This is a genomic window from Mangrovimonas sp. sgz306409 (assembly GCF_059735265.1).
Window position 1 is genome coordinate 75,232 of record NZ_JCAPEU010000004.1, and the last position, 12,203, is coordinate 87,434.

At 37.6% G+C, this 12,203-nt stretch carries 11 protein-coding genes; 9 read left to right on the forward strand and 2 right to left on the reverse strand.

Features of this window, described 5'->3' with window-relative positions; all coding sequences use genetic code 11:
- Window positions 1–297 precede the first annotated feature (297 nt).
- The 5 genes from glgB (at window position 298) to AC6I5C_RS08280 (ending at window position 7,792) form a co-directional block, all read left to right on the forward strand.
- The gene (gene glgB, locus AC6I5C_RS08260; RefSeq protein ID WP_497904738.1) at window positions 298–2,217 is read left to right on the forward strand and encodes a 1,4-alpha-glucan branching protein GlgB; all 1,920 of its coding nucleotides are present in this window, start codon (window positions 298–300) and stop codon (window positions 2,215–2,217) included.
- 140 nt (window positions 2,218–2,357) lie between these two features.
- Complete coding sequence (locus AC6I5C_RS08265) at window positions 2,358–4,763, forward strand: glycoside hydrolase family 31 protein (protein ID WP_497904739.1); 2,406 nt, start codon at window positions 2,358–2,360, stop codon at window positions 4,761–4,763.
- Between the two features lie 92 nt (window positions 4,764–4,855).
- Window positions 4,856–5,674 carry a M48 family metallopeptidase gene (locus AC6I5C_RS08270; protein ID WP_497904740.1) on the forward strand — a complete coding sequence of 273 codons (819 nt, stop codon included), beginning with the start codon at window positions 4,856–4,858 and terminating at the stop codon, window positions 5,672–5,674.
- Between the two features lie 73 nt (window positions 5,675–5,747).
- Window positions 5,748–7,139: an MFS transporter gene (locus AC6I5C_RS08275; RefSeq protein ID WP_497904741.1), complete on the forward strand. Its 1,392-nt coding sequence runs from the start codon at window positions 5,748–5,750 to the stop codon at window positions 7,137–7,139.
- A 74-nt stretch (window positions 7,140–7,213) separates the two neighbouring features.
- Window positions 7,214–7,792 (forward strand): hypothetical protein, encoded by a 579-nt coding sequence (locus AC6I5C_RS08280; protein ID WP_497904742.1) that lies wholly within the window; start codon window positions 7,214–7,216, stop codon window positions 7,790–7,792.
- A 58-nt stretch (window positions 7,793–7,850) separates the two neighbouring features.
- Here the strand turns inward: AC6I5C_RS08280 and AC6I5C_RS08285 are convergent, their stop codons facing one another.
- The gene (locus tag AC6I5C_RS08285) at window positions 7,851–8,273 is read right to left on the reverse strand and encodes a DoxX family protein (RefSeq protein ID WP_053977994.1); all 423 of its coding nucleotides are present in this window, start codon (window positions 8,271–8,273) and stop codon (window positions 7,851–7,853) included.
- Between the two features lie 59 nt (window positions 8,274–8,332).
- The gene (locus AC6I5C_RS08290) at window positions 8,333–9,961 is read right to left on the reverse strand and encodes an acyl-CoA carboxylase subunit beta (protein ID WP_497904743.1); all 1,629 of its coding nucleotides are present in this window, start codon (window positions 9,959–9,961) and stop codon (window positions 8,333–8,335) included.
- Window positions 9,962–10,121: 160 nt separating this feature from the next.
- On the opposite strand from AC6I5C_RS08290, the gene AC6I5C_RS08295 reads away from it, so the two are divergent.
- The 4 genes from AC6I5C_RS08295 (at window position 10,122) to AC6I5C_RS08310 (ending at window position 12,187) form a co-directional block, all read left to right on the forward strand.
- Window positions 10,122–10,655: an NADPH-dependent FMN reductase gene (locus AC6I5C_RS08295; protein WP_497904744.1), complete on the forward strand. Its 534-nt coding sequence runs from the start codon at window positions 10,122–10,124 to the stop codon at window positions 10,653–10,655.
- 15 nt (window positions 10,656–10,670) lie between these two features.
- Entirely contained in the window at window positions 10,671–11,108 is a 438-nt protein-coding gene (locus tag AC6I5C_RS08300) for a MarR family winged helix-turn-helix transcriptional regulator (RefSeq protein WP_076663690.1), read from the forward strand.
- A 68-nt stretch (window positions 11,109–11,176) separates the two neighbouring features.
- The gene (locus AC6I5C_RS08305) at window positions 11,177–11,896 is read left to right on the forward strand and encodes a pirin family protein (protein ID WP_497904745.1); all 720 of its coding nucleotides are present in this window, start codon (window positions 11,177–11,179) and stop codon (window positions 11,894–11,896) included.
- A gap of 108 nt (window positions 11,897–12,004) precedes the next feature.
- Window positions 12,005–12,187, forward strand: a complete 183-nt coding sequence (locus AC6I5C_RS08310; RefSeq protein ID WP_053977990.1) for a CAL67264 family membrane protein — start codon at window positions 12,005–12,007, stop codon at window positions 12,185–12,187.
- Window positions 12,188–12,203: the final 16 nt, after the last annotated feature.

Sequence of the window (12,203 nt, forward strand, 5' to 3'; positions counted from 1 at the left end):
ATTTTTAGGTTCATTGGCTTTTTGAGCCGTAGTATTACAGCTAAATGCAAGGCTGATAAGAATAACGGTTAGGATCTTTTTCATGATAGGACAAATTCAAAAAACTTACATTTTGGGTTTAGTCGAGGTAGGAAGAATGTCATTACGAAATCGTTATAATAAATTCTTAGGATTTTATTTACGTTGCTTAATGGGTTTATGCGTTTAAAATTGCTAATTTAGAACTTTACAAGCTATGAATTGTGTGTATGGATTGATAATACATCCATCGCAGTTATACCAAAACCTTCATACTATATGGCCGAAGTAATTGTACACAGTAAGTTTTCAGAATTTGACATAGACCTTTTTAAAGCTGGAAAGCATTATCGTTTATACGAGAAGTTTGGCTCTCATATCATGACTTTGGACGGTAAAGAAGGGACCTACTTTGCTGTGTGGGCACCTAGTGCCAAATCGGTTGCTGTTGTGGGTAACTTTAATTATTGGAATGATCAAGAACATCAATTGCATGTGCGTTGGGACAAAAGCGGGATTTGGGAAGGTTTTATACCTGGCGTAGGCAAAGGAAGTTTATATAAATATAAAATCCACAGCCATCATGATGGCATCGTCACAGAAAAGGCAGATCCGTATGGTAGACGATGCGAGTTGCCTCCAAAAACAGCTTCTATTGTTTGGGACGATGCTTACAAATGGAAGGATAAGCATTGGATGGCAAAAAGAAAGGATTACAATGCCTTGAATGCGCCTTTTTCTGTATACGAAGTGCATTTAGGGTCTTGGAAAAGAAAGAATAATGGCGAGGACTATTTATCCTATGCCGAATTTGCAGAAGACTTAGTGACATATGTAAAGGACATGAACTTTACACATGTAGAGCTCATGCCCATTATGGAATTTCCTTATGATCCGTCATGGGGTTACCAAATTACAGGGTATTTTGCCCCAACATCACGTTTTGGCTACCCCGAAGAGTTTAAATTTTTGGTGGACAAACTGCACCAAAACGATATAGGGATAATATTGGATTGGGTACCTTCCCATTTTCCGGAAGATGCCCATGGCTTGGGCTATTTTGATGGTTCCAGTCTTTACGAACATCCCGATAGACGAAAAGGCTATCACCCAGATTGGAAAAGTTTGATTTTTAATTATGGAAGAAATGAGGTAAAATCATTTTTGATTTCCAATGCCATGTTTTGGTTGGAACAGTTCCATGCGGATGGTTTGCGTGTAGATGCTGTAGCGTCTATGTTGTTCCTGGATTATTCTCGTGAAGAAGGCGAGTGGGAACCTAACATGTTTGGAGGAAGGGAACATTTGGAAGCCATTTCATTTTTAAGGGAATTGAACGAGGAAGTGTATAAAAGTTTCCCGGATGTTCAAACCATAGCCGAAGAATCTACAGCTTTTCCAATGGTTTCCAAACCCACATATTTAGGAGGTTTGGGCTTTGGGATGAAGTGGATGATGGGATGGATGCATGATACCTTGGTCTATTTTTCCAAGGAACCGGTTTATAGAAAATACCATCAAAACGATTTGACCTTTTCTATGACCTATGCCTTTTCAGAGAATTTTATTTTGCCATTGTCGCATGATGAAGTGGTCTATGGAAAGCGCTCCTTATTGGGAAGAATGCCCGGAGATGAATGGCAGCGTTTCGCTAACCTTAGGTTGATGTACGCCTATATGTTTACACACCCAGGCACAAAATTACTGTTTCAGGGAGGAGAAATTGGACAAGGAGAGGAATGGAATTTTTTACAAAGTATCGATTGGCATTTACTACAGTACAAAGTGCATAAAGGTGTGCAAAACTTGGTAAAGGATTTAAATGCCTTCTATAGGGCAGAGCCGGCGCTTCATGAAAAACAATTTAGCAACGATGGATTTGAATGGATAGATTTCAGTGATGCTGAGAGTTCAGTTTTGGTGTATTTCAGAAAAGGAGAAAATGAAGAGGATCTGGTGTTGGTAGCTTGTAATATGACCCCAACTCCAAGAATAGACTACAGAATAGGCTTGCCACATAAAGGGAAACTAAAAGAAGTCTTCAACAGCGACCTTAAAAAGTACGAAGGAACCGGGGAGTATAAAAACAGAGTGAAAACGTCTCAAAATGTGCCTTGGCATTTTCGGGATCAATCTGTGGAAATAACCATTCCACCTTTGGGAATGGTAGCCTTTAAATATCAAAATGTTAAAATGTAATTTATTATAAAACAGAGGGTTTTGTTGTTTTATTGCTAAAATACCACAGCTAAATTGTTACTATTGGTAAAACTTGTTACCAAGTGTTTTTTATCTCTAAACTTATGCGTTTTTTTGTTTGTATATAAGAACTATTACTTATGATTTTAAATACTGAATTAGAAAGAAAGGGAGATTTATTTCCTTCTAAGATTGTAGCATATAATAAGGATGTTGATACCTTATATTTTACTACAGAGAATAATGTTATTCTGGAGTTAACAGTTGTAAGAGATAGTGTGTTACGATTTCGATATACTACTTCAGGAACATTCGACAATGATTTTTCCTATGCCATTACAAAATATGCCAGCACAGGCTACAATTTTTTGGAAATAGAAGAAGAAGCAACCTTATATAAAATCACCACGTCAAAACTTATTTGCCATATATCAAAGTCCAATTTAAGGGTGTCTTTGTTTGATGCCAAGGATTTAACACTGATTAATGAAGATGAATTAGGCTTTCATTGGGAAGAAAGTTATGAGATTGGTGGGGATATTGTAAAGATGAGCAAGACCTCCCATGATGGCGAAAGTTATTTTGGTTTGGGAGATAAACCGGTAAAGCTGAATTTGAAAGGGAAGCGGTTTGAAAATTGGGTAACAGATTCCTATGCCTATGGCAAAAATACCGATCCCATCTATAAGGCCATTCCTTTTTATACGGGGTTGAATGGAAACAAGTCCTATGGAATCTTTTTCGATAATACTTTTAAATCATTTTTCGATTTTGCACAAGAGCGACGTAACGTTACCAGTTTTTGGGCTCAAGGTGGGGAAATGAACTACTATTTTATTTACGGTCCGCAAATGAGTGATGTGGTGGCCAATTACACCGATTTAACGGGTAAGCCACACCAATTACCACCATTATGGGCATTGGGATACCATCAATGTAAATGGAGTTACTATCCGGAATCCAAGGTGAAGGAGGTTACCCAAAAATTTAGGGACCTTAAAATTCCGTGTGACGCCATTTACTTGGATATTGATTATATGGACGGTTTTAGATGTTTTACTTGGGATAAAACGCATTTCCCTGATCCGAAAAGAATGGTGCAGGAACTCATGGACGACGGATTTAAAACAGTCGTGATTATTGATCCCGGAATTAAAATAGACAAGGAATACAGCATTTTTAAGGAAGGTTTGGATAATGACTATTTCTGTAAACGTGCCGATGGCCCATATATGAAAGGAAAAGTTTGGCCAGGAGAATGTTATTTCCCCGATTTCACCAACCCAGAAGTAAGGGAATGGTGGTCTGGACTTTTTAAGGAACTTATAGAAGAAACAGGGGTAAGGGGAGTTTGGAACGATATGAACGAGCCAGCCGTAATGGAGGTGCCTAACAAAACATTTCCAGATGATGTGCGTCACGATTATGAAGGAAACCCTTGTAGTCATAGAAAGGCACATAACGTTTATGGAATGCAAATGGCAAGAGCTACCTATCAAGGGCTTAAGCGCTATACCTATCCAAAACGTCCGTTTGTCATAACAAGAGCGGCTTATTCAGGGACCCAGCGTTACACTTCCACTTGGACGGGAGATAACGTAGCCAATTGGGAACACTTATGGATTGCCAATATCCAAGTGCAACGTATGGCCATGTCTGGATATTCTTTTGTAGGGAGTGATATTGGTGGTTTTGCCGAGCAACCTCAAGGCGAATTATTCACCCGTTGGATTCAGTTGGGGGTTTTCCATCCGTTTTGTCGTGTGCATTCCTCGGGAGATCATGGAAATCAGGAACCATGGGCTTTTGACGACGATGTTACCAAAATTGTACGCAAATTCATTGAGTTGAGATATGAATTGCTGCCCTATCTATACACCACCTTTTGGCAATTGGTGGACGAAGGCACTCCAATTTTGAAATCTTTGGTATTGTTTGATCAAGAAGATATTCACACCCACTATAGAACAGACGAATTTGTGTTTGGCGATCAAATTTTAGTGTGTCCTGTTCTTGAGCCAAATGCTAGAGGACGAAGAATGTTTATTCCTAGAGGTGAATGGTATAACTACTGGAGTGATGAAGTAGTCCTCGGTGGTCGAGAATTGTGGGTAGATGCTGATATTGACTTTATTCCTTTGTTTATTAAGGCAGGTGCTATCATTCCAAAGTATCCCGTTCAGCAATATGTAGATGAAAAGGAGATCGAACAAATGACCTTGGAAGTTTATTATAAGGAAGGTAAGGAAGATTCTGTGCTGTACGATGATGCCCATGATGGTTACGATTATACCAAAGGGCGTTATAGTTTAAGAACCTTTAAATTGACAGGAAAGCCAAAAGAGCTCATTATTCAACAGCATAAAGAAGGTAAGTATGAATCGGATCTTAAAACCTTTATGGTGAAATTCCACGGTTTGCCGTTTCATGCTACAAAGATTGAAATTGACAATGTCGATATTCCTTTGTCTGAAGTTAAAATGAACGGAAGTAATAGTATGATTGTGAGCGAGAACTTCACTCAGTTACACATTATTGGCGACTAAGGGGCGAAAAATAACAGATTTTGAAAATTTAAATTATAATTTGTCTTGAATGATTTTTGTAATTTAGATTTTCAAATCGAACTTTTTATTACATGACCTCAAAAAATCTATTCGCTACTGCCGTTATAACTTTTGCATTTATTTCATGTGCAACCAACCCGTTTACAGGAAAACAGACCATGGCCATTGTGCCAAACTCAGAATTGTTTCCAGCTGCATTTCAACAATATGATCAGTTTTTAAATGAACACGAAATAATCAAGGGCACTAAAGATGCTGAAATGATTAAACGTGTAGGAGAAAAAATTGCAGCAGCTGCAAAACTATGGTTGGATGCCAATGGATATCAAGGCTATCTAAAGGATTACAAGTGGGAGTACAATCTTATCAAGGATGACCAAAAGAATGCTTGGTGTATGCCTGGAGGAAAAATTGTGTTCTATACTGGTATTTTACCTATTGCCAATGGAGAAGCTGGAGTAGCAACCATTATGGGACATGAGGTATCGCACGCTTTGGCCAATCACGGCCAACAGCGAATGAGCGCCGCGTATGTACAACAGGGAATAGCCTTGGCAGGTAATATGGCCATCAACAATGAGAGTGATAGGGATGCTTTCAACTCTTATTATGGGGTAGGTTCCAATGTATTGGGAATGTTGCCATTTAGCCGTAGCCATGAGAGCGAAGCCGATAAAATAGGTTTGACTTTAATGGCCATTGCGGGGTACGATCCTGCGGAAGCGGTAGGTTTATGGGAGCGTATGGCGGCTGACAGTGGAGGACAGGCGCCACCAGAATTGTTGAGTACACACCCTTCCAATCAAACAAGAATAAATAATTTGAAAGCTTTGGTGCCAACTGCGAGGGCAGAGGCCAAAAAGTTTGGAGTGACATCCTTTATCAAATAAAGTTATAATTTTAAAAATTTGTTTACTTTCGAAGCTACGCCTTAGGTGTAGCTTTTTTTTATAACCACTTTTTATGACAACATACCCCAAGGGAAGTAAAAAACTTCTGAATGCCTGGGCCTTCTACGATTGGGCCAATTCCGTTTATACTTTAACCATTGCTTCAACCATTTTCCCCATTTTTTATGGAACATTAAATTTTGTTGATGACAATAAAGTTCATGCTTTTGGCTATGAATTTAAAAACACAGCTTTAATCACTTTTATAACCGCTTTTACGTTCTTGGTTGTAGCCTTTATTTCCCCAATCTTATCAGGGGTGGCCGATTATATTGGAAATAAGAAAGTGTTCATGCAGTTCTTTTGCTATTTAGGAGCTGTGGGTTGCCTAGGACTTTATTGGTTCAGTCTGGATAATATTTATTTAAGCTTACTCTTTTATTTTTTTGGATTGATTGGCTATTGGGGAAGTTTGGTGTTTTACAATTCCTATTTACCAGATATAGCTTTTGAAGAACAGCAGGACAAAATCAGTGCTAAAGGGTTTAGTTTGGGATATATAGGAAGTGTTTTATTGTTGCTTTTGAATTTGGCCATGGTAATGTTCCCAAATGTCTTTGGGTTTGATATCAGTATATCACAAACCTTAAGAGAAACAGGCTCTGAACTTGAAATTGCAGAGGCACTTCAAAAAGCAAAAGATGATGCCTCTATTGAAGCTATGCGTTATTCGTTTATTACCGTAGGTGTATGGTGGGTGTTGTTTAGTCAATATACTTTTAGGGTGTTGCCAAAAGGCCTTTCTAAAAGCAATGGAAAAGTGAATAAACAAGTACTTTTTAATGGTTTTAAGGAGCTTAAAAAGGTATGGGACGGATTGACGCATAATTTAAGATTAAAGCGCTATTTATATGCGTTTTTTGTATATAGTATGGCGGTTCAAACCATTATGTTGGTAGCTACTTATTTTGGAGAGCAGGAAATTAATTGGGGAGGGGAAAGTGAAAAGACTCTTGGGTTAATTGTAAGTATTTTGGTAATTCAGGTAGTGGCTATCCTGGGAGCATTTCTAACGTCTAGGGCTTCAGAGAGATTTGGTAATATTCCAACATTGATTGTCATCAATTTAATTTGGATGGCTCTCTGTTTTTATGGGTATTTTGTGGAAACTCCCATTCAGTTTTACATTACTGCGGCATTTGTAGGTTTGGTGATGGGAGGCATTCAGGCATTGTCGCGTTCTACCTATTCCAAGTTTTTACCAGAAACCAAGGACACCACTTCCTATTTTAGCTTTTTTGATGTTTCTGAAAAAATTGGTATTGTCATAGGTATGGTGATTTATGGAACAATAGATCAAATAACGGGAAGCATGCGAAACTCTATTCTATTTTTATTTATTTTCTTTTTAATTGGTATCATTTTGTTGCTTCGTGTCCCAAAACAAGTTTTGCAAACTGATTAAAATGTTTATGTTTGTGGAATCAACTCAAAACTATTGATTAACTAAAAAACTACTTTGTTATGAAAAAATTAGGAATGCTTTTGTCATTATTTGTGCTTCTTTCGGCATTTACTTGTGAAAATGAACCTTTAGATAGTGATATTTCTGGAGCCGATGGAAGCAATAATGGAGTCTCTAATGGAGCATTAGTTGGCGATTGGGAGACGGTTTCTTTTAATGCTACCATGAATACTTCTACAGGAATGGGAGGGATGAATATGGATGTAGAGGCTGTTATGGAAGCCGTGAATATGGATTATTTAGTAACATTTACAGAAAATTCGTTTACTTCAGCCGGAAGTTATGATATTGAAACTGATTTGACTGTAAATGGAATTGATAATGGCACAACCACATCATCACTTACAGATGTTGATGGGAATGGAAATTATTCAACAAGTGGTAACACAATTACATTTGATGGTTCTCTATTTGAATTAGAAGTGGACGGTCTAGATACTTCTGCACTTGGAGAGGCTCAAACTGGTCAATATACCTTGACTAATAATGGACAAACCTTAACAATAACACAATCTCAAGATTTAAGTCAAAGCCAACAAGGAGTTCAAGTTACTAGTACAGTGGAATCTGTTATAGTATTGAATAAACTTTAGAATTTTAATAAGTAAAAAAAAAAGCCACTCTTTTAAGAGTGGCTTTTTTTATGCCTTCTCATTGCTGCATTTTAAAATAATAATCTGCAGAATGTTTTCCTGATCCATAGAACAAGAAGAAAATACACACCAAAAGTGTAATAGTGGCCACCACCAAATTGGTGGTATTCATTTCTCCTACAAAATTAATCAGAATGGCCCCGATTAATATTGGAAGCTGAGCGATAATGGCCCATCTGGTAAGGAGACCAAAAGCTATTAAAGCACCCCCGATAAAATGAGCAGGTGCAACATAATGAACCGTTATCATGCCTCCTGCCATATTTTGGATAGGAGAGAAGAGGTCCATTAAAATTTGGCTATTGGCCATAAAACTAATGCCCTTTGTAAACAAAAAGACTCCCAGCACAATACGTAATAAATCTAGTGGATAATAGGTATGTGCATTGGCCCATTTGTTCAATGTTTTTATGGTACCCATGACTAATAAAGTGTTGATTATTAGTCTTTAAATTACAAAAAATAAGCGAGATAAGGAAATTATACCTGTAGCACGCCCAAGTTGAAAGGCTTTTCAATAGGGGCATGATTAGCGGCTTCAATTCCCATACTTATCCATGTTCGAGTGTCCAAAGGATCGATTATGGCATCGGTCCATAAACGTGCGGCAGCATAGTATGGAGATACTTGATTATCGTAACGGTCTTTGATCTTTTTATACAGTTCTTCTTCCTTTTCTTTGGTAATCGTTTCACCTTGTTTCTTTAAAGCAGCGGTTTCAATTTGTAATAATACTTTTGCAGCCGAGTTACCGCTCATCACTGCAAGTTCTGCACTTGGCCAAGCCACAATAAGTCTAGGGTCGTAAGCTTTTCCACACATGGCGTAATTGCCAGCACCGTAACTATTTCCAATAACGATGGTGAATTTTGGAACTACGGAGTTGCTCACGGCATTAACCATTTTTGCACCGTCTTTGATGATTCCAGAATGTTCACTTTTACTACCTACCATAAACCCTGTAACATCCTGAAGGAACACCAATGGGATTTTCTTTTGGTTACAGTTGGCAATGAATCTCGTGGCCTTGTCGGCTGAGTCGTTATATATTACCCCTCCAAATTGCATTTCGCCTTTTTTGGTTTTTACCAATTTGCGTTGATTGGCCACAATTCCAACAGCCCAACCATCTATACGTGCATATCCAGTAATAATAGTTTGTCCATAACCAGCTTTGTATTCTTCAAATTCTGAATTGTCCACCAAACGGTTAATGATTTCGTACATGTCATATTGTTCGGCACGACTTTTAGGAAGGATTCCATAGATGTCTTCTGGAGATTCTTTAGGCTTTGCGCTTGCAGCTCTATTGTAACCTGCTTTATCAAAATCACCAATTTTATCTACGATGTTCTTAATAGTGTCCAAAGCATCTTCATCATCTTTGGCTTTATAGTCCGTAACACCTGAAATTTCACAATGTGTTGTAGCTCCTCCCAAGGTTTCATTGTCAATAGTTTCACCAATGGCAGCTTTTACCAAATAGCTTCCTGCCAAAAAGATGCTGCCTGTTTTATCTACAATTAAAGCTTCATCACTCATAATTGGCAAGTAGGCACCACCAGCCACACAGCTTCCCATAACGGCTGCAATTTGGGTTATTCCCATACTGCTCATCACGGCGTTGTTTCTAAAAATTCTTCCAAAATGCTCCTTATCTGGGAATATTTCATCTTGCAGTGGTAAGTACACACCGGCACTGTCCACGAGATAAATGATAGGAAGTTTGTTTTCAATGGCTATTTCCTGGGCACGCAGGTTCTTTTTGCCTGTAATAGGGAACCAAGCGCCGGCCTTTACGGTTGGGTCGTTAGCAACAACAATACATTGTTTCCCTTTTATATAGCCAATTTTCACAACCACACCTCCAGAAGGGCAACCTCCATGTTCTTGATACATATCTTCGCCTGCAAAAGCACCTATTTCAATACTTTTAGAATTTTTATCCAAAAGATAATCAATGCGTTCGCGGGCCGATAATTTCCCTTTTTCGTGAAGTTTTTCTATTCGTTTCTTACCGCCACCTAATTTCACAGTAGCTAAACGTCTTTTTAAATCTGAGAGCAGTAATTTATTGTGGTCTTCGTTTTTGTTGAAGTTGATGTCCATAGCTGAATTTTAATTTTCGCTAAAGTAAAAAAATAAGTTTTTTGCTGAAAGTATAATTTTTGATAAGAATAAATAGGAATTATTAAATTACATGTAAATAGTTCCCTTGGAAAATAATTTATTTTGTTGTATATTTACCATGGAAATTAATTTCAAAATTATGAAACATATTGTAGGATTTGCGGGCAGCAATAGTAAGACTTCTATCAATAAACAATTGGTAAAGTATACTTTGGAGCAAATGGAAGATGTTACAACTGAATTGCTTGATCTGAATGATTTCAAAGTGCCACTATTTGGGGTAGACTTGGAAAAAGAGCAGGGATATCCCGATAAGGCGAAATTGTTTTTGGAAAAAATACAATCGGCGGATGGTTTAGTAATTTCATTGGCTGAACATAATTCCGCTTATACGGCTGCTTTTAAGAATATATTTGATTGGATGTCCAGAATTGATAGAAATTTGTTCAATGAGAAGCCTATGTTATTGATGGCTACTTCGCCTGGTGGAAGAGGAGGGGCTTCGGTTTTAGGTATGGCTTCCGAGAGGTTTCCAAGGCATGGAGCCAATATTGTTGCTAAATTTTCCTTACCATCCTTCAATGATAATTTTTCAGAAGGGAGTATCGTAAATAAAGACTTGGATGAACAATTAAAGGTTGAAGTTGCCAAATTAAAGGAAGCTTTAAAATAGAAAACTATTGGAGTCATGGGAGATATTTCAAAAGACATCAATTCAAGTTTTGCCAACAATAAATTAAAGGCCTTGATAAATGTGATGTATACCTCAAATTGGATAACAAATCATCAAAACAATTTTTTCAAGCCTTTTGGCATTTCTCCTCAGCAGTACAACATATTGCGAATATTAAAAGGAGCAAAGTCCTCTTTAAAGGTTCAGACCATAAAGGAACGCATGATAGATCGAGCACCCAATGCCACAAGACTCATGGATAAATTATGCGCAAAGGGTTTGATTGAACGTATTCCATGCGAGAGCGACAGAAGGGTGGTATTTATTGAAATTACTAAAAAAGGCTTAGAGCTTTTGGATGCTATTGCAGATGATTTTGATGTGCAATTGGTAAAGAATCTTACTGAAGAAGAAGCGGGTCAATTAAGTGACCTTTTAGATAAAATGCGTTAAAGAGAATTAGAGTAACTATTTAAGTTGAATAAATCTTCCAAAAGGAAGAAAAAAGAAAGGAAATTACAATGAAAACAGTAGTTCATAAAGCAGATAGTAGAGGCTTTGCCAACCATGGTTGGTTACAGGCAAATCACTCTTTCAGTTTTGCAGGGTTTTATAATCCAGAAAAGATCCACTTTGGAGCTTTAAGGGTACTTAACGATGATGTTATTGCCCCAAAAATGGGATTTGGGACACATCCACATGATAATATGGAAATTATTACCATTCCCTTGGGAGGTGTTTTAAAACATAGAGATTCTATGCACAACGAATGGCAATCTGTATTTCCAGGGGAAGTGCAGGTGATGTCGGCAGGTACTGGAGTACAGCATTCTGAGATTAATGGTTCAGAGGAAGAACATCTAAGTTTGTTCCAAATTTGGGTATTTCCAAACAAACAGAATGTAGCACCTCGCTACGACCAAAAGGGATTTGATGCTTCCGAGCGTAAAAACAAATTACAGACTTTAGTGTCTTCTATTGATGAAGATTTTGAAGGAAGTTTGAAAATCCACCAGGATGCCGTCTTGTCAAGAATTGATCTAGATGAGGGAAAAAGTTTCGAGTATCAATTAAAATCATCTAACCACGGAGTTTACGTGATGAATATTCATGGGGAACTTAAAATTGGAGACCAAGTTTTGAATACTAGAGATGCCATTGGTATTTGGGATACGGAGACTTTTGAAGTAACAGCCCATGAAAATTCTGAGATTTTATTTATTGAAGTACCAATGATATAGGGCTTTTTCAGAATATATTTAATATAAATGCGTCATGAAAGTGGCGCATTTTTTAGTTTAAAAACACGATATTTGTACTCGACTAACGATCTAAATTTAATAGAGATTATGGCGATGAACAAAAATACGGTTTTGGCTTGGGCCACTACTATTATGATATTTGTAGGAATAGGTTTAATTGCATTGGGTGCTTTTAGGTACAATGAAGTAGCGGGATGGGGCTTTGCTGCCGTTGGTGTTGGCTTTTTTGCAATTGCTTGGGTATTTAATGCTCTTAAAGGAAGGGTGTAACCAGTCTATAGTATTA